Genomic DNA, 26,160 nt, shown 5'->3' with positions numbered 1-26,160 from the left:
TAGGTCACCGCCGCTCAACGGCTCCTACTCCGGCCCGCCCGACCGGTGGCGCCTCGTCACGACGAGTGCCAACGTGGCGGCCACGGCTGCAACAGCTTCTTCAAGCTAACACACCGATCGGTGAAAAGCGCTGAACCGCGACACTAAGCGTGGTGGCGCGCAACGCCTTTCACAGCGGCTCGTCAGCTGTTCGCACGGAGCACGATCGTGGCCCGGGCCGGCACCGTCAGCGTGGCCCCGGCAGGCAGCGCGTCGGCCTCCTGCCCGTCCGGCGTGAGCTCGGCGGTGTTGACCACCGGCACCCACGACGCCGCGAACTCCTGGGGCGGCATCGTGAAATCGATGGGCTCGTAATGGGCGTTGAAGCACAGCAGGAACGAGTCGTCGGTCACCCGTTGTCCGCGGGCGTCCATGTCGGGGATGCCGTGTCCGTTGAGGAACACGGTCAGCGACTTCGCGAAGCCCGCGCCCCAGTCCTCGCCTGTCATCTCGGTGCCGTCCGGGCTGAACCACGAGATGTCGGGCAGGCCGGCAACGCCGCGCCTGCCGACGGGCTTGCCGGAGAAGAACCGCCGCCGCCGGAAGACCGGATGATTGGCCCGCAGCTGCGAGACCGTGCGGGTGAACTCCAGCAGCCCGGTGTCGACCGACGACCAGTCGATCCAGGTGATCTCGTTGTCCTGGCAGTAGCCGTTGTTGTTGCCGCCCTGGGTGCGGCCCAACTCGTCGCCGTGACAGATCATCGGCACGCCTTGGGACAGCAGCAACGTGGTCAGGAAGTTGCGTTCCTGCTGGGCCCGCAGCGCGTTGATCTCCGGGTCGTCAGTGCGCCCCTCGACGCCGCAGTTCCACGACCGGTTGTGGCTCTCGCCGTCGTTGTTGTCCTCGCCGTTGGCCTCGTTGTGCTTCTCGTTGTACGACACCAGGTCGCGCAGCGTGAACCCGTCGTGGGCGATGACGAAGTTGATCGACGCGACGGGCCGGCGGGCCGTGTGCTCATAGAGATCCGACGATCCGGTCAGCCGGTAGGCGAACTCGTCGAGGCTGGCGTCCTCGCCGCGCCAGAAGTCGCGCACCGTGTCGCGGTACTTGCCGTTCCACTCCGTCCACTGCGGCGGGAAGTTGCCGACCTGGTACCCGCCCGGGCCGACGTCCCACGGCTCGGCGATCAGCTTGACCTGGCTGACCGTCGGATCCTGCTGCACGAGCTCGAAGAACGTCGCCAGGCGGTCGACCTCGTAGAACTCGCGGGCCAGCGTGGAGGCCAGGTCGAAGCGGAAGCCGTCGACGTGCATCTCGGTGACCCAGTACCGCAGCGAATCCATCAGCAGCTGCAGCGTGTGCGGATGGCTGACGTTGAGGCTGTTGCCGGTCCCGGTGTAGTCCATGTAGAACCGCTTGTCGTCGTCGACGAGGTGGTAGTACGCGGCGTTGTCGATGCCCCGCATGGACAGCGTCGGGCCCATGTGGTTGCCCTCGGCGGTGTGGTTGTAGACCACGTCGAGGATCACCTCGATGTCGGCCTCGTGCAGCGCCCGCACCATCGCCTTGAACTCCTGCACCTGCCCGCCCGGGTTCGGGTTCGAGCTGTACTTGAAGTCCGGGGCGAAGAAACCGATCGTGTTGTAACCCCAGTAGTTCGACAGGCCCTTGTCGACGAGCGTCGAGTCGTTGGCGAAGTGGTGCACGGGCATCAGCTCGATCGCGGTGATGCCGAGCGACTTGAGGTGCTCGATGATCGCCGGGTGCGCGACCGCGGCGTAGGTGCCGCGGATCTGCTCCGGGATGTCCGGATGCGTCTGGGTGAGTCCCTTGACGTGGGCCTCGTAGATCACCGAGTCGGCGTACTCGTGGTTGGGCGGGCGGTCCACGCCCCAGTCGAAGTAGGGGTTGATGACGACGCACTTGGGCATGTTGGCCGCCGAGTCGTCGTCGTTGCGGCTGTCCGGGTCACCGAAGGTGTAGCTGAACAGCGACTGGTCCCATTCGAAGCTGCCGTCGATGGCCTTCGCGTACGGGTCGAGCAACAGCTTGTTGGGGTTGCAGCGCATCCCGTTGGCCGGATCGTAGGGTCCGTGCACGCGGTAGCCGTAGCGCTGGCCGGGCTCGATGTTCGGGATGAACCCGTGCCACACGAAGCCGTCCACCTCGGGCAGGGTGATGCAGGCGGTCTGTTCGCCGGCGGCGTCGAACAGGCACAGCTCGACCTTCTCGGCCGCTTCGCTGAAGAGCGCGAAGTTGGTGCCGGAGCCGTCGTAGGTGGCCCCAAGGGGATAGGCCTTACCCGGCCACAACTCGAGAGTCATCGAGCTGTCCGATGTGGGGGCGATCTGGGTCAAGTAACTCTCCTGGCGTAGCGATCGGCTCTGGCGATAGGGGATGCCCACATGAAGGGCGGTGCAACCGTTCGATCCATCACAGCTTTTCAGCAGTCAGCCGGGCGCGCAGCGCGGCGACGTCGACGTTCATGTCGGCCAGCAGCCTGGCGGTCAGATCGACCTCCGCGCTGGTCACGGCGAGCATGAGGTGTTCGGCCCCGATGTGCCGGTCACCCCGCTCGTCGGCGATCGTCATCGCGTCGCCCAGCGCGGCCCGGCCGCCGTCGCTGAACGGGACGTGGCCCTCCGGCGGCGGGACCTCGGCGCCGCAGAAGTGGCGCAGCGTCTCGACGGCACGCGGGTGGGACAGGCCCGCCTCGGTGAGGACCGCGGCCACCGGGCCGTCGGTGCGCAGCGCGCCGAGCAGCAGATGCTCCGGACCGAGCATGTTGTGTCCGAGGTGACGCGCCTCCAGCTGCGCGTGCCCGATCAGCTCCTTGGCTTCCTCGGTGTACCGCTCGAACATGACGCCGACCCGGATCAGCCGACGGTCACGCCGGCGGCGCGCAGCGCGTCGATCGCCTCGTCGGTGCTCGCGGGCGCGACACCGGCGGTGAGGTCCAGCAGGACCCGCGTCGTCAGACCGGCGGCCGCGGCGTCGGCCGCCGTCGCCTTGACGCAGTAGTCGGTGGCGATGCCCACCACGTCCACGGTGTCCACCCCCCGCTCGCCCAGCCAGTCCGCGAGGGTGGTGCCGTCGTCGTCGGCGCCTTCGAAGCCGCTGTAGGCCGCCGAGTACTGGCCCTTGCGAAAGACGGCCTCGATCGGGGTGACGTCGAGATCGGGGTGGAACTGGACCCCGTCGGAGCCCACCACGCAGTGCGGCGGCCAGGAGTCGACGTAGTCGGGCCGGTCGGAGAAGTGGTCGCCGGGATCGATGTGGAAGTCCTTGGTGGCCACCACGTGGTCGTAGCCGTGGGTCCCGGCGAGCAGGTCGTTGATGCCGCGGGCCACGGCGGCGCCGCCGGTGACCGCCAGCGAGCCGCCCTCGCAGAAGTCGTTCTGCACGTCGACGATGATGAGCGCTCTCATCCGCTCACGGTATCGCCGCTGCGCTCGACACGCTGGTGAGCGGTGAGAAGCAGATGGTCGAACGTCTCGCGCGACGGCAGCGACTCCTCGTAGACCAGCGCCGCGTAATCGGCGAGCACCTGCTCGGCCAGCACCCGGAGCTTGATGTTGGACTCCTGGGACCGCCAGCGCAGCAACTCGAACGCGGCCTCGGCGTCGAGTCGGTAGATCAGCATCAGCATGCCCTTGGCCTGCTCGATGACCGCCCGGTTCTCCGTGATCTCGGTCAGCGCGGCGGTGACCATCGCTTTTGTCATCGCCGCGGTCGGGGTGACGTCGACGTAGAAGCCGTGGGTGCCGATCAGCCGGCCCGCGTCGTCGGTCAGCCGGTCACCGATCACGACGACCTCGTGGACCTCGCCGCGGGTGTCGATGATGCGGTGCCGGGTCGAGAAGGTGCGGTGGGTGCGCCGCATCTCCTCGAGGGTGGCGGCGACCTGTTGACGGTCGGCCGGATGTTTGTGGGACAGCACGAGTTCGGTGGTCGGGGTCACCGTGCCGGGTTGGTAGCCATGCAGGATCTGCACCTGCTCGGACCACTCCCAGCGTTCGTCGGCGAAGAAGAACTTGAACCAGCCGACGCGCTGGGGGGCGCCTCCGGCGAGCGCCTGCTCGAGTGACTCCTCGTCGGGCACATCGAGCACGATAGCCCCACCGGCCCCGCGTTCACCCCCCGAACAGCAAATACAGTCCGGTGAACGTGTACCCGACCATCACCAACATCATGGCGAGCTGCCCGGTCACCTGGTGGGCCCGCGGTAGCAGGGCCAGCGCGCGGTCGTGCGCAGCGATCACACCGGCGATGTGGCCGGCCACGACGAAGCCGACCTTCAGCGTGGCCACCACCGCCGGGTGCATCGACAGCACATAGCTGACGTCGTTGTCGGCCAGGCCCAGCACGTTCCATCCGCGGCCCAGCGGATCGGCCAGTCGGACGATCGTCTGCTGCCCGCGCTCGACCAGATAGGTGAGGTAGTGCGCGAACACATAGCCGACGACGATCGGGATCAGGGAGTGCGCCAGCAGCCCGGGCAGTTCCCGGCGGCGCTGGGCGTCGACCCCGCCGGTGCACCGCGCGGCCAGGGTGAAGGACACGGCGACGACAACGGCGAACAGCAGCAGCCCCGCGGTCCGCAGCAGGGTGGCGCCGTCGGCCGAGTCGGTGACGCGGTCGGTGAACGACCGCCACTGCGGGGTGGCCGAGAAGCTGTCGAACGCCGTCGAGCCGAGCAGCACCGACAGTACGGCCACGATGCCCGGCCGCACCGGCAGCGCCACCAGATGGTCGAACGGGTTGCCGACGGCGATCCGGCCGTCGGCGTTGCGGCGCATCGGCGACAACCGGGAGGCGACGGTGCTGTACACCTCGAACGGATCGGCCCGCGCGCACCACCGGGTGCCGCAGCACAGCGCGCCGGCCAGCGTGACGACGACATACACCAGCAGCCAGATCCGGATCGCCGGTACCGAACCGGGATCGGGGCTGGCCAGTTCCAGCCACACGAAGGCGAACAGCCCCGCGGCAGCCGGCCAGTACCCGAAGGCCTGCGGGTACGTGACACCGAACGACCGTCGGCCCAGGACGCGGTGCAGGGCGCGCACCGGCGAGATCACCCGCCACACCGGTCCGAACAGCAGCGACACCGCCACCAGACCGACCCACAGCAGCACGTAGAACACCCCGGGAAGCGGGTTGTCCGCGGTCTGCGGGCCGAGGAACGCCGCCATCGCCACCCAGCCGGTCAGCAGCAGCGAGACGACAGCCAGCACCCAGCGCGTCGCGGGTGCGTCGACCACGGCGGTCACTCGGCGCGGCAGCGCCCGGCCGGGCCGCTCCGGATCGAATCGAGGGGAGCGCCACGCCAACGCGACGACGGCGAAGGTGAACGTCAACGCCCATGCCGCGCCGATGAGCGCGTAGGTGACCGGGATCGGCAGATCGGTCGAGCCGCCCAGACCGTGCGCCAGGAGCTGGGTCGTCACCGGCCCGTCACTGCACAGCGATGGTGGCGACGGTCTTGTTCAGCGCGTGCAGTTCGACGTCGACCCGGCCGGGCATGTCGACGGTGAACTGGAACGACTGCCCGGGACCGACGGCGATCGGGAACGAATGCTCCGGCGTGGAGTGCACGTGCAACTCGTCGGCCGCGTCGCTGTCGACCCGGATCACGATCGGCTGCTTGACCGCCGCCTGCAACTGCTCGTTGGTGGGGGTGACGGTGCCGCCCTTGATCGTCACGTCCAGCACGAGGCGCTGTGGCGCGGCCTGGGCGTCGGTCATCGAGGGCTGGGCGGCGTTCGACGTCGTCTCCTCGGCACTCTTGTCGCCGCCGCAGCCGGCGAGCAGGACCGCCACCGCAGCGGCCAGGACGAGGACTCTGCTCATGGTTCTCCTGTCTCGTCGGTCTTCTGCCGGTTCTTCCTGGCGATGTAGAACACGACGCCGGCCACCACGAAGGCGGGAGCGAAGGCGGGCAGCGCCAGCCAGATCGAGTGATCGGCGAGGATCACCACGTCGGGCGACGCCGTCATGACTGGCCCGAGGGCTCGAACTCCGCTTCGCTGCCGCTGGATTCGCTCTGGTTGATGCGACCACCGCCCCAGCTGATCCCGGCGATCATCGCCAGCGTGCAGACCAGCACGATCAGGCAGCCGATGAGCCACAGCGAAGCCGGGATGTCGGGGCTGCGCTCCCGCTGCAGGATCGTGATCTCGGAGACGAACGGACGGGTGAACTGCGCCTCGGCCGGTACTTCCTCGGCGCCGATCCCCGGGTCGCCGGCCAGGTAGATCGGCACCGCGGTCAGCGTCGTGCCGTCGTGCACGCGCAGCAGCGTCTTCCACTGGCCGGACACCGGCATCGGCTTGGTCGAGACGTAATGCCCCGGGCCGACCCTGTCGAGGTGATCGATGAACTGGCCACGCTCATTGGCCAGGCCGCCCTGCCACGCCAGCACCGACACCCAGTTGGGGTCGTCACTGATCGCGTTCGGCGGATTGAACCGCACGTCGGCGGTGACGAACCGACCCGGGCCGGGGCCCTGCGTCTCGGTCAGCGCGAAGGTCGCGGTCTCGTTCTGCGGCACCGAATACCGCAGGCCGTTCGCCGTCGCCCCGCCGATCGCCAGCACGGTCAGCACCACCAGACCGACGGAGATCGCGCGGCGGGGCAGCCGCTGGCCGGTCAGCACCATGCCGATCATCGCGCCGCAGCCGCCGGCCAGGATGGCGACGGGCACGGCCATCGACAGCGCTTCCGGCCAGATGCTGGTCGGCCACGGGTAGAAGTACACCGCGTCGATCCAGAACGACTCCAGCCACAGGCCGACGGTGGCGACACCGAGTCCGCTGACCAGGCCGAACAACACCGGTCGCTTGAACAGCGGCGTCAGGGCCACCAGTTCGACGACGAGCGCGGGGCCGAGGTACAGCGCGAACCAGTTCACCGGCGCCTCGAGCAGGGGCGCCACTAGGAACGCGATGATGCCGCGCAGGCCGATGGCCACGATCGCCGAGATGAGCGCAGCGCCGCGGCCCAGATAGATCCGCGCGGCGACCAGCGCCACCGACGCGGCGGCGGCGATCAGCATGGGCTGGAACACCTGCCGGAACTGCGGGACGCCGAAGTCGAACTCGATCTGGTAGACCGACAACCCGATCAGCACCCCGGCGAACGCCAGGTACTGGATGAACTTCAGGCCGATGCCGTCCCTCGGCGCGTCGGACCCGACTGCGCGTTTGCCTTCGAACTCGAGGTAGGCCGCGGCGATCGTGGAGAACCCGGCGCCGCCGATCATCATCAGGTGGGTGGGCCCCCACAGCGTGACGTCCTGGCCGAAGATGCGGTGCCAGACGTCGTCGAGGGGGAAGCCGATCAGCGCGTACATACCGCAGCCGGCCATCACGATGCCGCCGACCGGGGCGTACCAGTGGTCGGTGATGCGCACGGCCGCCGGGCCGGGCTTGTCGAACGGCAGCACGATCGCGGTGCATCCGGCGATGAACACGAAGAACAGGCCCACGATGATGAAGTAGTGCGCCGGGTTGGCCAGCGGCCCCGGGTCGCGGCCCTTACCGATGTGCAGGCTGACGTCCCAGATGAAACCGAACAGCGCGCAGATGATCGCGCTGACGAAGATCGCGATCGGCAGGGCCACCCACGGCGGTCGTTTGAACCGGCGGCCCAGCCATTCGGCGAGATTCTCCAGCCAGGAGATCTTGCGCTGACGGTGCAGGTAACCGATCCACAGCAGCACCGCCGTCACTGCCATCGCGACCGCGGACAGACCGATCACCTGGCTGATCTCCGCGCCGCCGCCTTCGCTGCCCTGAGCGAGCAGCGTCATGTCCTGTCGAGAATGCGTCATCGTCATTCCTGTCCATCCGGGCCGCTACCTGACTCGCCAGTAATGTTGCCAGAACCGTTCAAGGTGAAACCAGGGGTACCGGGTTTTTTCGGCGACGCCCGCATTTCGGCCCCGCGGGCGTCACGATGGGGGGATGACCGGGGGCAAGACCGTCGTCGAACTGCGGGTGCACGGGGTGTCCGGCACCCCGCCCGAGGTGATGCTGAACTGTCCCACCGAGTTCCTCGACCAGGTCAGCGGAGACTCCGACGCCGCCTTCTTCCGCCGCGCGACCTGGATCGATGATGCGATCAGCCCACCGTCGGCCGACGGCTGGCGCCGGCGGATGGAGGCCTACTCGTGGGGCGGGCTGACGTCGCGGCGCGCGAGCCGGGCGCTGTGGCTGCTGTTCCTACCCTTCTCCCTGATCAACCTCGCGCACTGGATGCTGCCGCCCGCGCGGCACCGCCGGCCCGCAACGGTGGTGGTGGCGCTGCTGCGCCTGCTCGCCCTGTCGTTCACCCTGACGTTGTTGCTGGCAATGGCCGTCGCTGTCCTGGACATCGCGCTGTGGCAGTGCGCGAGCGTCGACTACTGCCGTTCCGGATGGCTGCCCCTCGAGTGGCTGGGCGGCCTACCGCCAGGGGGCCGGCTCGCGGTGGGGGCGCTGCCACTGGCGGCGGTGATCGTGGCGCTGTGGCTGCTCGGCCGGCAGGAGGCCGGGCAGGCGATGCCGTACGACGGCCCGGACTGCGACGCCGAGTTCACCGCAGCGTGTCCGCCGCCCGCCGCGGTGGTGTCGGTCGGCGAACGCTCACCCCTGGCCCACACCACCTTCTGGAACCACGACGACTCGGTGGCGCGGATGCGCGCGTGCCATGTGACCGCGTGGGCGGCGGCGCTGGCGGCGCTGGTGCTGGCGGCCCCGGTCGCCGACGGGGATCCGAGCCGTGCCCGCGACGTCAGCGCGGTGCTGCTGGGCGTCAACCTCGGGGTGCTGGCCATGGCCGTGGCGGCGACCGCGTGGAACCGGGCCACCGGCCGCGGCGGTGACGGCATCGGCGGCCGGCTGCACGCCGTGCTGATGCGACTGCGGTGGGTCGCGCTGATCCTGCTCGCCCTGTCGCTGGCCTGGCTCGGGCTGGGCAGCGACGTCCCGGCGCACCGGCTGCCCGACTTCCTGCCCGGGCTGCGGGGGTCGATCTACGCGCTGCTCGCCGTGCAGGTGGTCCTGCTGGCCGGGGTGTTCGTCGGGTGCGCGCTGTCGATGCGCGGGGGCGACCGATCGGCGCCGGCACCGGGTTACGGCATGACGCTGCGGGGCTTCACCGCTGCGTTCGTGGCGCTGCTCGGCTGGTTGATCGGCGGCGGGGTCAGCGTCGGTGTCGGGCTGTCGACGGCGCTGGCGCTCGGCACGGTGCGGATCTCGACCGCGGACGCGGCCGAGGCGATGGTGAAGCGGACGGCGACGCTGGCCAACGCCGCCGAGAACTTCGCGGAGAAGGTGCACGCGGTGACCATGCGGGCACCGCTGATCGTCCCGCCGCCCTATGTGTGGGCATCGGTGGCGACGCTGTTGGTGCTTCTCGCGGCGGTCGTCGCCGTGGTGCGGGCTTGGCGCGCGGCGACGGGGACGCCTCCGCAGACGCCGGTGGAGGCGGCGGCGCCACGGCGGGTCCTGGAGGCCGTCAGGCGTGCTCGGGCGGCGGCGTCGTTGACCGACGCGGGCCCGGCGCTGATCGCCGGGCTGGTGACACTCGCCTTCGTGATCCTCGTCGTGATGGCGGTCCTGTTCTTTCCCGATCTGCACCGCTTCACCGGGGCCAGGTATCTCTCCGGCGGGGTCTCGTTCATCGCGATGTTCGTGCCGATCGCCCTGGTGGTCGGGTTGGCGGTGCTGGTGGTGCAGGCCTCCCGGAACCGGCAGATCCGCCGCGCGGTCGCGATCCTGTGGGACGTCATCACGTTCTGGCCGCGGGCCACGCATCCGCTGACGCCGCCGTCCTACGGCGGCCGCACGGTCTGGGACCTGCGCACCCGGATGGCCGCGCTGGTGCATCAGCCGGAGCCCACCCGGGTGGTGCTCGTCGCGCACAGTCAGGGCACCGTGATCGCCGCGGCGACCTTGATGCAGTGCACCCGCGACGACGAGCGCTATCCGCTGCTGACGTTCGGCGCGCCGCTGCGCCGCCTCTATGCGCGCAACTTCCCGGCGTATTTCGGCGCCATGGCGATGGGCGAGCTGCGGCGCCAGCTCGCCAGCCCGGAGCCGCGGTGGATCAACCTGTGGGCGCTGACCGATCCGATCGGCAGCTGGGTGTTCGACCCCGGCCCGGTGTTCGTGCAGGGGCCGTCCTCACCGGACCTGAGCGTGGCATTGACGACGGTGGACTGCCGGATCCTCGACGTGGGGCAGCGAGACCCGGAGCACGGTGATTTCGCCGTCGATCCGGACGGCGCGGTGTGCGGCCACTCGGGGTTCTGGGACCGCGTCGAATACCGGTTGGCCGTCGCGGTGTTGCAGTCCGTCGTCGTCGACGAGGCTGTGGACGCGGGCGCTGTCGCCCCGCCGGTGAACCAGGCGATGTGACTCACTTCCTCGGCGGGCGGAGCACCTTCATCGCCATCTGCATCACCGGTGCGGGCACCCGGTCCTTCATCGCCAGTGCGGTGTTTCCGACCTGGGTGCGTGCCGGGGTGCCCCGACCGAACATCCGGTTGAGCGGGCCGCCGGTCGGTTCGAGGTCGACGTGCAGCGGCGGCTTGCCGTCGGCGGCGCCCAGCGCGTTGGAGATGACGATCCGCTGGATCTCGCTGGTGCCCTCGAAGATGGTGTACAGCTTGGCATCTCGGTACCACTTCTCGACCGGATGGTCTTTGACGTAGCCCCAGCCGCCCATCGTCTGGATGGCGCGCTCGGTGGTGCGGACCGCGAGTTCACTGGCGGCGAGCTTGGACATCGAGCCTTCGCCCCGCTCGAACGGCACCCCGGTGGCGGCCATCCACGACGCCCGCCACGTCAGCAGGCGTGCGGCGTCCAGTCCGGTGGCGAGGTCGGCCAGGGGGAACGCGATGCCCTGGTTGTCGATGATCGGCGCACCGAACGCTTCGCGGCGGTTGGCGTACTCGGTGGCGTATTCCAGTGCGGCTCTGGCGATTCCGAGGGCCTGGGCAGCGACCATCGGCCGGGTCTGCTCGAACGTGCCCAGCGTGGCCGAGCCGGAGTGCCGGGCGCCCTCGACGGCTTCACGGGCGCGGGCCAGCTTGTACTCCAGCTTCTCCTGTCCGCCGAGCAGGTTCTCCGCCGGCACGCGGACTCCGGTGAACTTCAGTTCGGCGGTATGGGAGGCACGGCAGCCCATCTTGTCGAGCTTGCGCACCATGTCGAGGCCGGGCGTGCCGCCCGGCACGATGAACAATGCCTGGCCCTTGTGGCCCAGTTCCTGGTCGACGACGGCGTTGACCACGTGCACGTTGGCGATGCCGCCGTTGCCGATCCACATCTTGTGGCCGTCGATGATCCAGTCGGCGTCGGGTCCCGAGCCGTCGCGGCGCGCGGTGGTGCGCAGGTTGCGGACGTCGCTGCCGCCCTCCGGTTCGGAGATCGCCAGGGCGGCGAGCTTGAGATCGCCCGGCGTGCCGAAGCATTCCGGCGCCCACTGCAGCATCTGCTCGGGGGAGGCGGCCTGCCCGATCGCCGAGAGCGCGAGCGCCGGCATCACCACCGCCAGCCCGATCCCGGCGCAGCCCCAGAACAGTTCCTCCATGAACATCGGCAGGGACAGTCCCGTCGGATCGCCGATCAGATCGCGGTAGAACAGCGGGCTGTAGAAGCCGCGCTCGGCGGCCTCCTCGAGCACCGGCCAGGGGAACTCCTGGCGCTGGTCGTAATCCGCGGCCACCGGCCGGATAGCCTGCTCGGCGAACTCGTGTGTGCGCCTTGCCAGGTCGTGCTGCGCGGCGGTGGGTGTGATGTCGAAGCTCATGTCGGATCCTCCGTCGGCGTCGGCATCCCGCACATGCGCACCACCACTCCTTCGTTCGGCCTAGAGTCCCGAGTACCCAACGTCGCACCGAAATCCACCGAGGAGGCGACGACCGCGCATGAAGATCTCGGCGCTGGCGCTGACCCAGCGGGACGGCGTGACGTGCGGCCCGTCCGTCGCGGTGATGGCGGGTGCGCTACTGGACCGCGACTACGGTTCGGCGCTGGCGCGCCCGGAGGGGCGGGCCTGGTTCGCCGCCGAACAGGCCCGGGTGCACGCGATGACGAACCGCGCCTGGCCGCGCGCGCTCGGCACCACACCGGCCGGCATGGCCGCCGCGATCAGCGTGCACTCGGCCGCGCGCGGACGGCGCTACCGGTGGCGGCCGTGGCGGGGCCGACGCGACCGGCTCGACGACGTGCTGGCGGCGGTGTCGGCGGGGTGGCCGGTGGCCATGCTCATCGGCACCGTCATCCCGCGGCACTGGGTGCTGATCGTCGACGTGCGCGGCGATGCCGTGGCGAGCTACGAGCCGACCTCCGGCGAGGTGCGCACCGTCGGACTCGATGCGGTGCGCCGCGCGCGGTTGACCGGCCTCGGCTACCCGCGGCCGTTCGCGTTCGTGGTGCCGGGTCCGCTGCTGTGAGGCCGCGGCGCAGGAGTGCTTCAAAGCGTCATGCCGACCTCGCCTCCTCGCCGCCTGCTTCGGCGATGCGCCGCTGAGCTTCGCCGACCGAGATGCGCAGCCTGCGGGCCAGCACCTGCGCCCACGGTGCGCCGGCGAATTCGACCGGGGGCGGTCCGGCGACCACGCTGCCCAGCAGGCGGCGCTGCAGGGCGGCCAGGTGTTTGTCCATCGTGTCGAGCCGCACCAGCAGGGCGCGCTGATCGACGGGACGGAGGCGGTGAACAGGAAGGGCGGCGAGCGCACGGTAGGCCTCGTCGGCGGCGTCGAGCGCCGCGAACACATCATTCGAACTCATGTTCGAGAGCGTACGCGGGGGCACCGACACGTCGATACGCTGGCGCTATGGCCCCCAAGTACGCGACGGCAGAGGCCGTCGCCGCATCGGAACTGCTCGACTTCATCCGCCCGCGGCACCGGATGGTGCTGACGACGTTCCGGTCGGACGGATCGCTGCAGAGTTCACCGGTCACCGGCGGTCTGGACACCGAGGGGCGCATCGTGGTGGCCAGTTATCCGCAACGCGCCAAGGCCGCCAACATCCGGCGCCGGCCCCGCGCCAGCGTCGTGGTGCTCAGCGACGAGTTCAACGGTCCGTATGTCCAGGTCGACGGCGCCGCCGAGGTCATCGATCTGCCCGACGCGGTCGAGCCGCTGGTGGAGTACTTCCGCTCGGTGGCCGGCGAGCACCCGAACTGGGACGAGTACCGGCAGGCGATGGTCGACCAGGGGAAGTGCCTGATCAGGGTCACCCCGCAGCGTTGGGGACCGGTCGCCACCGGCGGTTTCCCGCCGCCCTGATCGCGAGGGCGGACAGGACGGCCCACGCCGTTTGTGGTAGTCAGAGCTAGCGGACGCGTTGCATCAGCTAGCACGTCAAACTATAGTCTGGACACATGTCCAGGAGGGGTTCGGATTCCGTGCGTCACTCGATTCGACCAGCTCAGGACAGGTGAGCTGACCATGCGTATCGCCTTGCTGTCCTATCGGAGCAAGACCCACTGCGGAGGGCAGGGCGTCTACGTCCGACACCTGAGCCGCGGCCTGGTCGAACTGGGCCACGACGTCGAGGTCTTCTCCGGCCAGCCCTATCCCGGCGGTCTCGATCCCCGCGTACGGCTGACGAAGGTGCCCAGCCTCGATCTCTACCGCGAGCCGGATCCCTTCCGGATCCCGCGGCCCAGCGAGATCAAGACGACGATCGATCTCCAGGAGCTGTTGACCACCTGGACTGCCGGCTTCCCCGAGCCCAAGACGTTCAGCCTGCGCGTCGCGCGGCTGCTGGCCGAGAGGCGCGACGACTTCGACGTCGTCCACGACAACCAGTGCCTGGGCACCGGGCTGCTGACGATCGCCGCGTCGGGCCTCCCGGTGGTCGCCACGGTGCACCACCCGATCACCCGTGACCGGGTGCTCGACGTCGCCGCCGCGACGTGGTGGCGCAAGCCCCTGGTCCGCCGGTGGTACGCGTTCGCCGAGATGCAGAAGGAGGTGGCCCGGCAGATCCCCGAGTTGGTGACCGTGTCGTCCACGTCCGCCGCCGACATCGCCGAGGACTTCGCCGTCGACCCGAGCCAGCTCCACGTCGTGCCGCTCGGGGTGGACACCCAGCTGTTCGGGCCGTCCGAGCACCGCGTGCGCAATCGCATCATCGCGATCGCGAGTGCCGACGTGCCCCTCAAGGGAGTCAGTCATCTCCTCCACGCGGTGGCACGTCTGCGTGTGGAGCGCGATCTCGAACTCCAGCTCGTCGCCAAGCTGGAACCCAACGGCCCGACCGAGAAGCTCATCGCCGAACTGGGGATCTCCGACATCGTGCACAGCTCCAGCGGACTGTCGGACACCGAACTCGCCGAACTCCTCGCCTCCGCCGATGTCGCCTGCATTCCCTCGCTCTACGAGGGATTCTCGTTGCCCGCGGTCGAGGCCATGGCCAGTGGAACACCGATCGTGGCCAGTCGGGCGGGCGCGCTGCCGGAGGTGGTGGGCGCCGACGGCGAATGTGCGCGGCTGGTCACCCCGGCCGACGTCGACGAGCTCACCGCCGTGCTGGGTGAGCTGCTCGACTCACCGCGGGAGCTGCGCAGGCTCGGGGAGGCCGGGCGGCGACGCGCACTCGAGGTGTTCAGCTGGGAATCTGTTGCCGCACAGACGGTTGCGGTGTACGAACGAGCTCGGAAGAGGGTCGCCACATGCTGACCGTGGACTTCGACCGTCTCGGTGTGGGAGCGGGCACGAAGGTCATCGATGTCGGCTGCGGAGCCGGCCGGCACACCTTCGAGGCGTTCCGCCGCGGCGCCGACGTCGTCGGATTCGACCAGAACGCAGCGGATCTCAACGACGTCGACGCGATACTGCAGGCGATGGCCGAGCAGGGTGAGGCGCCGTCTTCGGCGAAGGGCGAAGCGGTCAAGGGCGACGCGCTCGATCTGCCCTACCCCGACGCCACTTTCGACTGCGTGATCGCTTCGGAGATCCTCGAGCACGTGCCCGAGGACGAGCGCGCGATCGCCGAACTGGTGCGGGTACTCAAACCGGGTGGCGCGCTGGCGATCACGGTGCCGCGCTGGCTCCCGGAGAGGATCTGCTGGGCACTGTCGGACGAGTATCACGCCAACGAGGGCGGCCACATCCGGATCTACCGGGCTGACGAACTGCGCGACAAAGTGCTCGCGCACGGTCTTTCGTTGACCCACACCCATCATGCCCACGCACTGCATGCACCGTACTGGTGGCTCAAGTGCGCGGTCGGGACCGACAAGGACGGTCATCCAGCGGTGACGGCGTACCACAAGCTGCTGGTGTGGGACATGATGAGCCGGCCATGGCTGACCCGCACCGCGGAGTCGGCGCTCAACCCGCTGATCGGCAAGAGTGTGGCGCTCTACTTCAGGAAGCCCGCCGCGGCCGATGCCTGAGGTCCCCCACGTACCCGGCGTCTTCACGGCCGAGCAGTGCCTGCAAACTGCGGAATCCATTGCCGCAACGCAGGAATCCTCGGGCGCCATTCCGTGGTCTGCGGGCGGGCACACGGATCCGTGGGATCACGTCGAGAACGCGATGGCGCTGACGGCGGCCGGCCTGCTCGAGCCGGCGCGGGCGGCGTTCGAGTGGTCGCGCACCACGCAGCGACCGGACGGCACGTGGCCGATCCAGCTGCGCGACGGCGTCGTCGAGGACGCCAACAGCGACAGCAACTTCTGCGCCTATATCGCCACCGGTGTCTGGCATCACGTGCTGGTCACCGGAGACCGGGCGTTCGCGACCACGATGTGGCCCGTCGTCTCCCGGGCCATCGACTTCGTCCTCGGCCTGCAGTCGAATACCGGCGAGATCGCCTGGGGCGCAAGCCCACACGGAAGTACCGGGGAAGCGCTGCTGACCGGGTGTGCGAGCATTTACCACAGCATCCGGTGTGCGCTGGCGCTCGCCGACCACGTCGGCGACCCGCAACCCGAATGGGAGGTGGCCGTCGGCCGGCTCGGCCATGCCATCGCCGACCACCCCGAGGCCTTCGTGGCCAAGGACCGTTGGTCGATGGAGTGGTACTACCCGGTTCTCGGCGGCGCGCTGCGCGGCCCCCGCGCGCACGCCCGGATCAGCGAGCGCTGGGACCACTTCGTGGTGCCCGGACTCGGGATCCGGTGCGTCGACGACCGTCCCTGGGTGACTGGAGCCGAAACCTGTGAGCTGGTGCTGGCGTTGGACGCGATCGGAGACCGCGCCCGTGCCCACGAACAGTTCGCGGCCATGCACCACCTGCGCGAGGAGGACGGCTCCTATTGGACGGGCCTGGTGTACGCCGACGACAAACGCTGGCCGGTGGAACGCACCACGTGGACGGGTGCGGCGGTGATCCTGGCCGCGGACGCGCTGTCATCGACCACGGCGGCCAGCGGGATCTTCCGGGGCGCGGACCTGCCGCGCGGCCTGGAAGCCGAGTACGACTGTGAGTGCGCGACCAGCGAGCGTTAAGACGCGCCCAGCGTTCCCGGCTGCCCGCTGACCCTTTCGAGCACCCGCATCGAACCGGTCGACAGCACCTCGCGGAAGTCGCCGCATTCGAGCGCGCGCTGGTAGATGTGGAACGGCGCCTGCCCGCCGTCGGCCGGGTCGGGGAACACATCGTGGATCACCAGTGCGCCGCCGACCTCGACCCACGGGGCCCAACCGGCGAAATCGCGTTGGGCCGCCTCCTCGGTGTGGCCGCCGTCGATGAACAAGAACCGCAACGGTGTTCGCCACCCACGCGCCACGACCGGCGACCGGCCGACGATCGCGACCACATGGTCGTCGAGGCCTGCGGCGTCCAGCGTGTGACGCAAGGTGGGCAGCGTGTCGAAAAATCCGGTGACGGGATCGACCAGCGATGTGTCGTGGTATTCCCAGCCGGGCTGGTGTTCCTCCGAGCCGTGGTGATGATCGACGGTGAACAGCAGTCCGCCGGTCTGCTGGGCGGCCGCGCCCAACATGACCGTGGATTTGCCGCAGTAGGTACCGATTTCGACGGCGACTCCGTCGCCCAGGTAGCGCACCGCGGTGTCGTAGAGGGTGCGGCCCTCGTCCGCGGGCATGAAGCCGGTGACGCGATCCGCGAGCTCGAACAGGGCCGCGGCGGTCGACGGAAGGTTCATGGCCCCCAACTTACCGTTGCTGGTGGCATCGGGTTGTAGTAGCGTCCGGACATGTGTCCGATCCGGCCTTGGAGTCGACGCGGCGGAGGCTGACGGCCAAACAGGCCGACACCGTGGACCGCCTGGGACGCGCCGCCGTCGACGTGCTCAGCCGTGAGGGATTCGCGGGACTGACCGTGCGCCGGGTGGCTGCCGAGGCCGGCGTGGGCGCCGCGACGGCGTACACCTATTTTTCGTCCAAGGAGCATCTGGTCGCCGAGGTCTTCTGGCGTCGTCTCGCCGGATCGCCCTGCGCCGAGCATCAATCCGGCGACCCCGCGGTCCGGGTCATCGAAGTGCTCGGCCACATCTCACTGCTGGTCGCCGATGAGCCGGAGTTTGCCGGCGCGGTGACCACCGCACTGCTGGGCAAGGATCCGGATGTCGAGGTGCTGCGGCTGCGCATCGGCCGCGACATCCGCGAGCGCCTGTCGGCCGCCGTGGGTCCGGACGCCGATCCGGCGGTCGTGGACACGCTGGAGATGCTGTACTCGGGCGCGCTCGTGCGCGCCGGGATGGGGTACGCCACGTACGAGGAGATCGCGCAGAAACTCGAGAAGGCGGCGCGCCTGATGCTCGGCTAGCGTTCGTCCAGTCGTTGGGCGAGCGCGGCGCACATCTCTCGCAGCCTGGCCACCTCGCTCTGTTTGACCCGGATCAGGCGGCGGATGTTGCGTCCCCGCTCCGCCTTTCGGGCAGCGGGGGTGAGCCGTCGCAACTCGTTGCACCGTTCGACGATCTCTGTCTCGAGTGTCTGCCAGCGCATCGCGAGCATCGTGAGGTAGTACGCGGCCTGGGCGTGGTCCGCGCCGTCGCGTGTCGTCTGCACTACTCGGCAGTCGGGACGTGCGACGCGATGCGGTCGGCGATCTCGCTCGCCTGGGTGACGTCGGTGGTGCGGGGCGCGCACGCCAGGACGTCGATGACCACATTCGTGCGCAGGGAGACAACATGCTCGCACGACGAGCTCGCCGTCCCGGCCGTACGGCTGATCGGCATTCTCAGACGATCAGGCGCAGCATCGAGTTCACCGCTGCGCCAACGGGGCAGCCGCTGATCGTTGAGCGTGATGTTGACCGTGTGGTTGGTGCACCTGGCCCACCGATCTGCGGACTGGGCGAGGAAGTCGCGCGCTGCGTCCTGTGTCGGGTAGGACGTGACGGACTGCACGACCGACGAGCGCCACTGGTCGTTGCCGGGGGCGCGGAGCAGTTGACGACGCACCGAACTCCAGGCCCCCGGAGTGTCCGGCGCGCCGTAGATGGCCGTCTCGCCCGGGTGCCAGACACCCAGACAGTTGAGGTTCGGCAGCAGATTGCGGTTGTCGTCCATCGCCGAGTTCACCGGATCGGCGATCAGTGGCGCACCGCTCATCACCGACTGAATATCGCGGGGATCCAACAGAAGTCCGTTCAATGCCGAGTCCGGGACGAGGTGCGCCGCGGCCGGCTGCGGGGCCGAAGGCTGGCTGCAGCCGGCGGCGACAAGCGCCAGTGACACCGACCCGGCGCACAGCGCGGCCACGCGCCGGCGACGGGCACGCGTCATGCGTGGGTACCCGCCGCGGCGCAGGCCTGCTGGGTGGCAACGGCGTCGTTGTTGAGCTCGTCGGCGGTCGCGTTCAATGAGTCCCGCCCGCCGCGGAGACCCATTTTGATCAGGAGTTTGGTGGCGTCGACGGACCACTGACGCATCGGGTCGGCCACCGCCGGCGGCACACCGGGGCCGTTGGCGGCCGCCATCGCGACCCCGGCTCCCTGCCGTAAAGCTGTGCGCCCCAGAACGTTACTGCTCTCGACGGCGGGGTCGGAATAGTCGACCGCGGCGAAGGCCTCGAGGGAGTCGGCGAAGTCGCCGTAGTACGTCGCGGTCGAGTCGAGCACCTCGGCGAACCGACCGCACGCCGCGACCGCGGCCGGGTCGGCGTTGTTGCTCCCCGGGGTGGCGACCTGGACCGGGGGCGACGACGGATCGGCGACCGTATCAGCGGGTTGTGCCGAGGCGTGCGGAATCAGCAAAAAGGCTGCGACTGTCGACACGCACCCTGCCACCAGCATGCGGCCCGCGCCATATCCGGTTGTCATGTCCGTTCTCCAATCGATATCGCAGCGTGATGATCGCCAGTGAAAGGCATTGTTGCCAATGTCTTTCGTGTACTCGATCGGTGGACTCAATGCGTTGAAGGTGAACGGAACGCGACGTCGAGGTGGCCGGCGATGGTCTATTCATAGGTTGTCGCACATCTCACAGCGGTGCTCACAGTGTACTGCCAGCAAAGGTCTGCACTCGATAGGAGTCAGATCGAGATGGGCTACCGTGCGTTCACCGAAAAGACACCCGACCCATGGACGCTCTGCGGGTCAAAGGCGATAAGAACCCGTTCCACACACCACGAGAGGCGTCGTCAGACCAATGTTGAACCGCTATGTCACGCTCGCCGCTGCATGCCTGGCGGCGCCGGTATGGGCCGCGCCGATCGTTGCGGCGCAACCGGCACCCGCCAATCCAGGTGTACAGCCCGTCGCGGATGCGGCGCCGGCGCCGCCCCCGCCGCCCGACGGGGCGGTCCCTTCAGGCCCTCCCGGAATTCTCGACACGCCCGACGGCTGGCACCTGGAAGTCGTGGGCAGCAACGAGACTCAGCTTCCTGTCGCGCCCTTGACCACGGCGATCTCGTCGCGCGAGTACCTGGTGAGCGGCACCTTCACCGGCAAGATCACCGGTCAGGGCAAGACCACGCTGGCCGGCGGGTCGATGGAGGCCGGCGAACAGATCGGCTGCGGCATCATCTCCGACGAGACCGAGATCAACCCGGGCGCGAGCATCACGCCCAGCATCGGCATCCCGTTCACGGGCAACCCGGCATTCGGCGCCTCGCTCAGCCTCCAGGGCAAGGTCTACCTCAAGCCCGGCACCGTGACCACCGTGGCACTCGACAAGAAGTCTTTCAAGGGCACCTCGACCCGCATCACGCTCACGGGCGTGCGGGTCAAGACCGATCAGTGCGCGGGTCAGTCCTTCATCCGGTCGTACGCGACCCTGACCAGCTCCACCGACAACACCGACGACGTCGTCACCTATCTCGGCGTGACGAAGGCGGTGTAGGCCCACCCGGATCCGTTCGTCACCACAGACTTCGCTCACCGAAAGACTCTGAGAGGCCTCTGCATTCATGAAGAAGAAGTTGCTCGCGCTGGCCGCCGCCGGCCTCGTCCTCCCGGCCTTCGCGGTGCCCACCGCGCTCGCCCAGCCCGCTCCGCCCGCTCCACTTCCGCCTCCGGTCGACGGAGCGCCGCCGCCGGACGCCGGACCGCCGCCGGACAACGGCATCGTCGCGTCCGCGCCGCCCGGAACGGTCATGTCCCCCGACGGATGGCAGCTCACTGTCGCCGCCACCAATGAAACGCAGCTGCCCATCGCCCCGCTGACCACCGCGGTGTCCTCGCGCGAGTACCTGGTGGGTGGCACCTTCGTGGGGACGGTCACCGGATCGGGCAAGACCAAGCTCAACGGCGGTGTGCTCGAGGCCGGTTACCAGATCGGTTGCGGTATCGAGCTCGGTCAGGTTCGCCTGATCGGTTCCGTCGGCGTCGGCACCTCGGGCTCGACGATCACCGGCGGTCTGATCCCGACCGGCGTGAACTTCCCGATCTCCGGCACGCTCGAGATCCACCTCAAGCCGGGCACGGTGAATCAGGTGTCGGTGGACAAGAAGTCGTTCAAGGCCGCTCCGGCCCGGGTGACGCTCAAGGACGTGCACATCAAGGTGGACGGCTGCGCGGGACAGTCGTTCCTGCGGTCCTACGCGACTCTCACGAGCTCGACGACCGACACCGACGACATCGTGGCGTACTACGGCGTCACGAAGTCCGTATGACACGTGTGATCCGGCAGGCACCGGCGGCGCTTCTCGCCGCCGGTGCCGCTGTCGTCTTCGCCGCTGTTGCCCACGCACAGCCGCCGGCGTCGCCGGAGCCACTCCCGCCCGCCCCTGCGCCGGCGCCTCCGCCGCCTCCGCAGGGCCCCGTCATTCCGGTGATCGGCGCGCCCCTGGGCCCCGAAGGCTGGAACATGCTCGCCCAGGCAGGGCAACCCGCTGCTCCGGGAATGCTCGGCGCCCCAGCGATTTCCGGCATCGACCGCACCACGGCCCTGGGGCAGAACGCGGTGCCCTCAGCGCCGGGCGCCGGACCGGGAGTGGCGCCGAACCTCCGTGCGTTCAACAACGCGTACGGGGTGCCGCAGAACGTGGTTCCTGCCGCACCCGGACAGGGACAGCAGTTCGACGTAGCGCCGGGGGACGAGAACGCGGACGTGAACGGCCGGACCTGGCTGGGCCGCTTCTACGATCTGGCGGTCGACGGACGCCTGCACGGGGCCCTGCTCAACCAGTTGCCGCAGGAGCAGCTGGGGCAGCCCCTTCCGGGGACAGCGCCTCCGCCGGGAACCAACATCCCCCCAGGGCTCGTGCAGTACCTGCCGCCGCCACCGTCTTGAGTTCCGCTCCACCGCAACGAGATCGGCCCCTACCCGTACGGGTAGGGGCCGATGTCGTCGATGGTCAGGCGGCGTCGGCGCCGCTGTCGGTCTCGGGCTTGCGATGCTTGCCGCCCGTGCTCTCGCTCGCACCCGCCTTGTCGCCGGCCGGCTTGCCCAGTCGGTGCTTCGGCGGAGTCGGTGCCTCACCGGTGCCGGTCTCGGCGCCGGTCTCCGCCTCGGACGTCGGCGCAGGCGTCGGCGCCGACTCCTGCGCGGGTGTGGTGTCCGTGCCCTTGGCCGAGTCCGTGCTCACCGACTCGTCCTTGGCGGCCTTCTTCGCGGCGATCCTTTCCTTCCACGTCTCCCTGTGGGGGGTGGCGTCGCTGGCTGTGTCGCCCTGATCCTGGGCGGCGGTCAACAGGTTGGGGGTTCCCCCGAGGACGTTCGTCGAAGACGACTCGACTGCAAGGAGATTGGGTGTCTCCTTCGCATTGGTGACCATGGCCGTCGCGCCGCCGCCGAAGACCTGCTGGATCAGGTCCTTGTCGTAGGCGATCTCGGACTTGATGGCGGCACCGATCCCGGGGAGGGCGACCTTGAGGTTGTTCTGGACCTGCGTGATGTAGGCCGGGATGTCGTCGGGCTTGTTCGCGGTGACGTAGGTGAGGATCGAGAACGGCAGCGACACCAGCTGGATTCCGGCGTTGACGGCCCTGCCGACCGCGATCGAGATGCTCGCGAAGTTGTGATACGGGGCGGTGAGCAGCTTGAGAACTGCCAGGCCCGAGTCGGTGGCGTCCGCCGCGACCGCGGGAGGCGCCGAGACGTTGTCCACCGCCGCTGTCGCCGTGTTCTGCGCGTTCCCTCCGAAGATCTGCTGGATCAGATCCCTGTCGTAGGCGATCTCGGATTTGATGGCGGCGCTGATCCCGGGGAGCGCGCCCTTGAGGTTGTTCTGGACCTGCGTGATGTAGCCAGGGATGTCGTCGGGCTTGTTCGCGATGATGTAGGTGAGGATCGAGAACGGCAGCGACACGAATTGGATTCCGGCGTTGACGGCCTTGCCCACCGCGATCGAGATGCTTGCGAAGTTGTGGTACGGAGCCGAGAGCAGCTTCAGCAGCAGCAACCCGGAGTCCTCACCCGAGAGTGACGCCATCGTGTCGACCGCGCCGGCCAGCGTGGCCGGGTCCGTGGGGGCTACGGAGGTGACGAGAGCCCGCGCCGAGGTTGGAAGCGGGTCGAAGGACGTCACCGATGCCGAGAGCTCCACGGGCATCGAGGATTGCGTGATGACGGAGTGGTGGGGAGTCGGGGTCATGGCCGGGGCCGCCAGGCAGGCTGCCGAGACGAGCGCCACGAGAGGTTTGCCAATGGACGAATGCATACGGTCGCCTTCGAAAGGGGTGTGAGGACGGTGGAAATGTACGGGGCGCGCACATGGTCAGCCGGAACGCTCAGCGGCACAAAGGTTCTGGCCAGTTGAACGGACGGTGACTTTCCTGGCAACGACCGTGTCCGTCGTCGACCTGTCAGTCCGGTGGCGGTGCGACCAGCGCGGTGGCCGCGGCAACCGCCGGTTCGGTGATGCCCGCGACGTCGCGTCCTTCCTCGACGAAGAACGCCGTCAGTTCCCGGAGGCCGCCGAGCAGGATCAGCGCGATCGGCGGCGATACCGGTGTCAGGCCGGCACGCTGGAAGCCCGGGTTCTCGGTCACTAGCACGAGCAGTTCGGTGAGATCGCTCATCACCTGCCGGTTGAGGGGCCGCGCCACCGCACCCAGGGCCGGGGCCTCGCGGATCCAGCACAGGGTGATCGCGGGCCGGGCCCGGATGTGCGCGACGTAGGCGTCGACGGCCGAGCGGATCTGGGTGTGCCAGTCGTCGTCGGGGACGACGGCGGCGCGGATGCCGGCGATGAGGTCACTGTTGTTGCGGCGCAGCAGTTCGATGAGGCACTGCTCCTTACCGGCGAACTGCTCGTAGAACGTGCGCTTCGACGTGCGCGCATGCCGAACGATGTCGGCCACCGTGGTGTCCCGGTAGCCGCGCTCGACGATGGAGGCGGTCAGCCCGTCGAGCAGACGGTCCACTGTCAGCACCGGCGTCTCGGTCATGTTCTCACCCTTGCGTTCCCCTGGTACCAACCGGTACCGTACCGGACATGACTGTGGTACACCGCAGTACCACGCCGCTGTCCGCGGCGCGGCTGCCACCGAGTCCCGCCATCCCCCGTTCCCTGCAGGGCCTCGCCTTCTCCGTCTCGCGCAAATGGACGGTGCGCCAGATCGCGCGCCGCTGCGGCGACGTGTTCACCATGACCATCCCCGTCTTCGGCCGCACCGTGATCGTCGCCGATCCCGGCCTGGCCAAACAGGTGTTCATGGCCAACCCCGACGAGGTCGTCAACATCCAGCCGAACCTGTCGCGGGTCCTCGGGCCGGGTTCGGTGTTCGCCCTCGACGGCACCGACCACCGGCTGCGCCGCAAACTGCTGACGCCTCCGCTGCACGGCAAGAGCATCAAGAACTACGAGCGCATCTTCGAAGAGGAAACCCGACGCGAAGCCGAGAGTTGGCCCGACGGTGAGCCTTTCGAGACACTCGAGCCGATGATGCGGATCACGCTGAACGTCATCCTGCGTGCGGTCTTCGGCGCGGACGGCGCGCATCTGGACGAACTGCGCCGCAGCATCCCGCCGTGGGTGACGCTCGGGTCGCGGCTGGCGGTGCTCCCGATGCCGTCGCGGACCTATGGCCGCTTCACCCCGTGGGGCCGGCTCGCGCAGTACCGCAAGCGTTACGACGAGATCATCGGCCGACTCATCGACGCCGTGCTGGCCGACCCGAACCTGGACACCCGCGACGACGTCCTCTCCCTGCTGCTGCGCAGCACCTACGAGGACGGTTCGACGATGTCGCGCCAGGACGTCGGCGACGAGCTGCTCACGCTGCTGGCCGCCGGCCACGAGACCACCGCCGCCACGCTGGGATGGGCCTTCGAACGCATCACGCGTCACCCCGAGGTGCTGTCGCGGCTGGCCGCCGAGGCCGACACCGACGACAACGAATACCGGCAGGCGACGCTCCTCGAGATCCAGCGCACCCGCACGATCATCGACTTCGCCGGCCGGCACGTGCAGGCGCCGGCCTTCGAGCTGGGCGACTGGGTGATCCCGCAGGGCTACTCGATCCTGGTGGCCATCGCGCAGATGCACCGCCGGACCGACGAGTTCCCGGACCCGGACCGCTTCGACCCGCAGCGCTTCGTCGGGCAGCGGCCGCCGACCTTCGCCCACATCCCGTTCGGCGGCGGCACGCGGCGATGCGTCGGCGCCACCTTCGCCAACGTCGAGATGGATGTCGTGCTGCGAACGGTGCTGCGGCACTTCGTGATCGAGCCGACGACCGCTGCTGCGGAGAAGTCGCACTTCCGCGGTGTCGCGCACACGCCAAAGGACGGCGGACGCATCGTGGTGCGCCGCCGCCCCTAGACGTCCGATCGCGTCAGACCTGGGTGCGCTTGGGCAGTTTCCAGCCCGGCCGCGGGAAATGGCAGGTGTAGCCGTTCGGGTAGTGCAGCAGGTAGTCCTGATGCTCCGGCTCGGCCTCCCAGAAGTCGGGTGCCGGGCTGACCTCGGTGACCACCTTGCCGGGCCACAGTCCCGAGGCGTCGACGTCGGCGATCGTGTCGAGTGCGACCTCGCGCTGCTCGTCGTCGACGTAGAAGATCTCGGATCGGTAGCTGCTCCCGACGTCGTTGCCCTGACGGTTCTTCGTCGTCGGATCGTGGATCTGGAAGAAGAACTCCAGCAGCGCGCGGTAGTCGGTTTGCGCCGGGTCGTAGACGATCTCGACGGCCTCGGCGTGACCCGGGTGGTTGCGATAGGTGGGGTGGTCGTTCTGGCCGCCCGTGTAGCCGACGCGGGTGGACACCACGCCGGGCTGCCTGCGGATCAGATCCTGCATGCCCCAGAAGCAGCCACCGGCCAGCACGGCCCGCTTGTATTCGCTCACGCTTGCTCCTCATCGGCGGTCGAGTTGTCAGTGTCGGTGAACAATCCACGGTACTGCCCGTATCCCTGCTCGGAGAGTTCGTCGAGGTGGACGAAGCGCAGCGCCGCGGAGTTGATGCAGTAGCGCAGTCCGCCGTCGGCGCGGGGGCCGTCGGTGAACAGATGCCCGAGGTGGCTGTCGCCGTGCGCGGAGCGCACCTCGGTGCGGATCATCAGATGCGAGAAGTCGCGCTTCTCGCGGACGTTGGCCTTCTCGATCGGCCGGGTGAAACTCGGCCAGCCGGTGCCGCTGTCGAACTTGTCGACCGAGGCGAACAGCGGTTCGCCGGAGACGACGTCGACGTAGATGCCGGGTTCGTGGTTGTCCCAGTACTCCCCGGTGAACGGCCGCTCGGTGCCGTTGCGCTGGGTGACGTGATACTGCTCGGGCGACAGGGCGTCGACCGCTTTCGGGTTCTTGTTGTACACCTTCGACATAGTGCTTCTGTAACGGTCTGGTCTGCGCATTTAATCCCGCCGGCCCTCGA

At 68.9% G+C, this 26,160-nt stretch carries 29 protein-coding genes; 11 read left to right on the top strand and 18 right to left on the bottom strand.

Going from position 1 to position 26,160, the window contains the following annotated elements:
* Positions 1 to 182: 182 nt before the first annotated feature.
* From glgX to MCHUDSM44219_RS20985, 8 genes are all read right to left on the bottom strand, one after another.
* Positions 183 to 2,306 carry a glycogen debranching protein GlgX gene (gene glgX, locus MCHUDSM44219_RS21015; RefSeq protein ID WP_048420454.1) on the bottom strand — a complete coding sequence of 708 codons (2,124 nt, stop codon included), beginning with the start codon at positions 2,304 to 2,306 and terminating at the stop codon, positions 183 to 185.
* Positions 2,307 to 2,415: 109 nt separating this feature from the next.
* Positions 2,416 to 2,844, bottom strand: coding sequence for a Clp protease N-terminal domain-containing protein (locus tag MCHUDSM44219_RS21010; protein ID WP_048420187.1), 429 nt, complete (start codon positions 2,842 to 2,844; stop codon positions 2,416 to 2,418).
* A 14-nt stretch (positions 2,845 to 2,858) separates the two neighbouring features.
* Positions 2,859 to 3,410, bottom strand: coding sequence for an isochorismatase family protein (locus MCHUDSM44219_RS21005; protein ID WP_048420186.1), 552 nt, complete (start codon positions 3,408 to 3,410; stop codon positions 2,859 to 2,861).
* Positions 3,407 to 4,084 carry a PAS and ANTAR domain-containing protein gene (locus tag MCHUDSM44219_RS21000; RefSeq protein ID WP_048420453.1) on the bottom strand — a complete coding sequence of 226 codons (678 nt, stop codon included), beginning with the start codon at positions 4,082 to 4,084 and terminating at the stop codon, positions 3,407 to 3,409. The genes MCHUDSM44219_RS21005 and MCHUDSM44219_RS21000 overlap by 4 nt, the downstream gene beginning before the upstream one ends.
* A 31-nt stretch (positions 4,085 to 4,115) precedes the next feature.
* Positions 4,116 to 5,432 (bottom strand): hypothetical protein, encoded by a 1,317-nt coding sequence (locus MCHUDSM44219_RS20995; protein ID WP_048420185.1) that lies wholly within the window; start codon positions 5,430 to 5,432, stop codon positions 4,116 to 4,118.
* A gap of 7 nt (positions 5,433 to 5,439) precedes the next feature.
* Complete coding sequence (locus tag MCHUDSM44219_RS20990; RefSeq protein WP_048420184.1) at positions 5,440 to 5,835, bottom strand: hypothetical protein; 396 nt, start codon at positions 5,833 to 5,835, stop codon at positions 5,440 to 5,442.
* Positions 5,832 to 5,981, bottom strand: coding sequence for a hypothetical protein (locus MCHUDSM44219_RS30390; protein WP_165762025.1), 150 nt, complete (start codon positions 5,979 to 5,981; stop codon positions 5,832 to 5,834). Before MCHUDSM44219_RS30390 ends, MCHUDSM44219_RS20990 begins: the two co-directional genes overlap by 4 nt.
* Complete coding sequence (locus tag MCHUDSM44219_RS20985) at positions 5,978 to 7,822, bottom strand: hypothetical protein (RefSeq protein WP_048420183.1); 1,845 nt, start codon at positions 7,820 to 7,822, stop codon at positions 5,978 to 5,980. The genes MCHUDSM44219_RS30390 and MCHUDSM44219_RS20985 overlap by 4 nt, the downstream gene beginning before the upstream one ends.
* 127 nt (positions 7,823 to 7,949) lie before the next feature.
* On the opposite strand from MCHUDSM44219_RS20985, the gene MCHUDSM44219_RS20980 reads away from it, so the two are divergent.
* On the top strand, positions 7,950 to 10,385 hold the full coding sequence (locus MCHUDSM44219_RS20980) for a hypothetical protein (RefSeq protein ID WP_048420182.1): 2,436 nt from the start codon (positions 7,950 to 7,952) through the stop codon (positions 10,383 to 10,385).
* A 1-nt stretch (position 10,386) separates the two neighbouring features.
* Here the strand turns inward: MCHUDSM44219_RS20980 and MCHUDSM44219_RS20975 are convergent, their stop codons facing one another.
* The gene (locus MCHUDSM44219_RS20975) at positions 10,387 to 11,781 is read right to left on the bottom strand and encodes an acyl-CoA dehydrogenase family protein (RefSeq protein ID WP_048420452.1); all 1,395 of its coding nucleotides are present in this window, start codon (positions 11,779 to 11,781) and stop codon (positions 10,387 to 10,389) included.
* 118 nt (positions 11,782 to 11,899) lie between these two features.
* Between MCHUDSM44219_RS20975 and MCHUDSM44219_RS20970 the strand changes: the two genes are divergently transcribed.
* The gene (locus MCHUDSM44219_RS20970) at positions 11,900 to 12,427 is read left to right on the top strand and encodes a hypothetical protein (protein WP_048420181.1); all 528 of its coding nucleotides are present in this window, start codon (positions 11,900 to 11,902) and stop codon (positions 12,425 to 12,427) included.
* A gap of 28 nt (positions 12,428 to 12,455) precedes the next feature.
* Here the strand turns inward: MCHUDSM44219_RS20970 and MCHUDSM44219_RS20965 are convergent, their stop codons facing one another.
* Complete coding sequence (locus MCHUDSM44219_RS20965; RefSeq protein ID WP_048420180.1) at positions 12,456 to 12,764, bottom strand: hypothetical protein; 309 nt, start codon at positions 12,762 to 12,764, stop codon at positions 12,456 to 12,458.
* Positions 12,765 to 12,811: 47 nt separating this feature from the next.
* Here MCHUDSM44219_RS20965 and MCHUDSM44219_RS20960 point away from each other — a divergent pair, with 47 nt between their 5' ends.
* The 4 genes from MCHUDSM44219_RS20960 (at position 12,812) to MCHUDSM44219_RS20945 (ending at position 16,441) form a co-directional block, all read left to right on the top strand.
* Positions 12,812 to 13,267, top strand: coding sequence for a PPOX class F420-dependent oxidoreductase (locus MCHUDSM44219_RS20960; RefSeq protein ID WP_048420179.1), 456 nt, complete (start codon positions 12,812 to 12,814; stop codon positions 13,265 to 13,267).
* 162 nt (positions 13,268 to 13,429) lie between these two features.
* Complete coding sequence (locus MCHUDSM44219_RS20955; protein WP_048420178.1) at positions 13,430 to 14,665, top strand: MMP alpha-(1->4)-mannosyltransferase; 1,236 nt, start codon at positions 13,430 to 13,432, stop codon at positions 14,663 to 14,665.
* A complete protein-coding gene (locus MCHUDSM44219_RS20950; RefSeq protein ID WP_048420177.1) occupies positions 14,659 to 15,384 on the top strand; it encodes a class I SAM-dependent methyltransferase in 726 nt (241 codons plus the stop codon). Before MCHUDSM44219_RS20955 ends, MCHUDSM44219_RS20950 begins: the two co-directional genes overlap by 7 nt.
* Positions 15,377 to 16,441 carry an MMP endo-(1,4)-3-O-methyl-alpha-D-mannosidase gene (locus tag MCHUDSM44219_RS20945; RefSeq protein ID WP_048420176.1) on the top strand — a complete coding sequence of 355 codons (1,065 nt, stop codon included), beginning with the start codon at positions 15,377 to 15,379 and terminating at the stop codon, positions 16,439 to 16,441. Before MCHUDSM44219_RS20950 ends, MCHUDSM44219_RS20945 begins: the two co-directional genes overlap by 8 nt.
* On the opposite strand, the gene MCHUDSM44219_RS20940 is transcribed toward MCHUDSM44219_RS20945, so the two are convergent.
* On the bottom strand, positions 16,438 to 17,100 hold the full coding sequence (locus tag MCHUDSM44219_RS20940) for a class I SAM-dependent methyltransferase (protein ID WP_048420175.1): 663 nt from the start codon (positions 17,098 to 17,100) through the stop codon (positions 16,438 to 16,440). The two genes, MCHUDSM44219_RS20945 and MCHUDSM44219_RS20940, sit on opposite strands and share 4 nt — an antisense overlap.
* A 53-nt stretch (positions 17,101 to 17,153) precedes the next feature.
* Here MCHUDSM44219_RS20940 and MCHUDSM44219_RS20935 point away from each other — a divergent pair, with 53 nt between their 5' ends.
* On the top strand, positions 17,154 to 17,723 hold the full coding sequence (locus MCHUDSM44219_RS20935; protein WP_048420174.1) for a TetR/AcrR family transcriptional regulator: 570 nt from the start codon (positions 17,154 to 17,156) through the stop codon (positions 17,721 to 17,723).
* Here MCHUDSM44219_RS20935 and MCHUDSM44219_RS20930 read toward each other — a convergent pair.
* Genes MCHUDSM44219_RS20930 through MCHUDSM44219_RS20920 form a run of 3 tightly spaced genes read right to left on the bottom strand, consistent with a single transcriptional unit; the run spans position 17,720 to position 19,223 of the window.
* Entirely contained in the window at positions 17,720 to 17,968 is a 249-nt protein-coding gene (locus MCHUDSM44219_RS20930; protein ID WP_048420173.1) for a hypothetical protein, read from the bottom strand. The two genes, MCHUDSM44219_RS20935 and MCHUDSM44219_RS20930, sit on opposite strands and share 4 nt — an antisense overlap.
* Positions 17,968 to 18,687 carry a sensor domain-containing protein gene (locus tag MCHUDSM44219_RS20925; protein ID WP_236695534.1) on the bottom strand — a complete coding sequence of 240 codons (720 nt, stop codon included), beginning with the start codon at positions 18,685 to 18,687 and terminating at the stop codon, positions 17,968 to 17,970. The genes MCHUDSM44219_RS20930 and MCHUDSM44219_RS20925 overlap by 1 nt, the downstream gene beginning before the upstream one ends.
* Positions 18,684 to 19,223 carry an Rv2240c family protein gene (locus tag MCHUDSM44219_RS20920; RefSeq protein WP_174894753.1) on the bottom strand — a complete coding sequence of 180 codons (540 nt, stop codon included), beginning with the start codon at positions 19,221 to 19,223 and terminating at the stop codon, positions 18,684 to 18,686. The genes MCHUDSM44219_RS20925 and MCHUDSM44219_RS20920 overlap by 4 nt, the downstream gene beginning before the upstream one ends.
* 328 nt (positions 19,224 to 19,551) lie before the next feature.
* Here MCHUDSM44219_RS20920 and MCHUDSM44219_RS20915 point away from each other — a divergent pair, with 328 nt between their 5' ends.
* From MCHUDSM44219_RS20915 to MCHUDSM44219_RS20905, 3 genes are all read left to right on the top strand, one after another.
* Complete coding sequence (locus tag MCHUDSM44219_RS20915; RefSeq protein ID WP_048420171.1) at positions 19,552 to 20,244, top strand: MspA family porin; 693 nt, start codon at positions 19,552 to 19,554, stop codon at positions 20,242 to 20,244.
* A gap of 67 nt (positions 20,245 to 20,311) precedes the next feature.
* Positions 20,312 to 21,016, top strand: coding sequence for an MspA family porin (locus MCHUDSM44219_RS20910; RefSeq protein WP_048420170.1), 705 nt, complete (start codon positions 20,312 to 20,314; stop codon positions 21,014 to 21,016).
* Positions 21,013 to 21,636 (top strand): hypothetical protein, encoded by a 624-nt coding sequence (locus MCHUDSM44219_RS20905; protein ID WP_048420169.1) that lies wholly within the window; start codon positions 21,013 to 21,015, stop codon positions 21,634 to 21,636. The genes MCHUDSM44219_RS20910 and MCHUDSM44219_RS20905 overlap by 4 nt, the downstream gene beginning before the upstream one ends.
* Before the next feature lie 64 nt (positions 21,637 to 21,700).
* Here MCHUDSM44219_RS20905 and MCHUDSM44219_RS20900 read toward each other — a convergent pair whose 3' ends face one another.
* Positions 21,701 to 23,005, bottom strand: coding sequence for a hypothetical protein (locus tag MCHUDSM44219_RS20900; RefSeq protein WP_131722337.1), 1,305 nt, complete (start codon positions 23,003 to 23,005; stop codon positions 21,701 to 21,703).
* Between the two features lie 145 nt (positions 23,006 to 23,150).
* Positions 23,151 to 23,735 carry a TetR/AcrR family transcriptional regulator gene (locus tag MCHUDSM44219_RS20890; protein ID WP_048420166.1) on the bottom strand — a complete coding sequence of 195 codons (585 nt, stop codon included), beginning with the start codon at positions 23,733 to 23,735 and terminating at the stop codon, positions 23,151 to 23,153.
* A gap of 47 nt (positions 23,736 to 23,782) precedes the next feature.
* Here MCHUDSM44219_RS20890 and MCHUDSM44219_RS20885 point away from each other — a divergent pair, with 47 nt between their 5' ends.
* On the top strand, positions 23,783 to 25,111 hold the full coding sequence (locus MCHUDSM44219_RS20885) for a cytochrome P450 (protein ID WP_048420165.1): 1,329 nt from the start codon (positions 23,783 to 23,785) through the stop codon (positions 25,109 to 25,111).
* Between the two features lie 13 nt (positions 25,112 to 25,124).
* On the opposite strand, the gene msrA is transcribed toward MCHUDSM44219_RS20885, so the two are convergent.
* Together msrA and msrB are read right to left on the bottom strand one after the other, a co-directional pair.
* Positions 25,125 to 25,634 carry a peptide-methionine (S)-S-oxide reductase MsrA gene (msrA, locus tag MCHUDSM44219_RS20880; protein WP_048420164.1) on the bottom strand — a complete coding sequence of 170 codons (510 nt, stop codon included), beginning with the start codon at positions 25,632 to 25,634 and terminating at the stop codon, positions 25,125 to 25,127.
* On the bottom strand, positions 25,631 to 26,110 hold the full coding sequence (gene msrB, locus MCHUDSM44219_RS20875) for a peptide-methionine (R)-S-oxide reductase MsrB (RefSeq protein WP_048420163.1): 480 nt from the start codon (positions 26,108 to 26,110) through the stop codon (positions 25,631 to 25,633). Before msrB ends, msrA begins: the two co-directional genes overlap by 4 nt.
* Between the last annotated feature and the right edge of the window lie 50 nt (positions 26,111 to 26,160).

Source organism: Mycolicibacterium chubuense (genome assembly GCF_001044255.1).
GTDB classification, from domain to species: Bacteria; Actinomycetota; Actinomycetes; order Mycobacteriales; family Mycobacteriaceae; genus Mycobacterium; species Mycobacterium chubuense.
The sequence above is the reverse complement of the archived record's forward strand: the minus strand, read 5'-3'. Positions and strand labels throughout refer to the sequence as shown.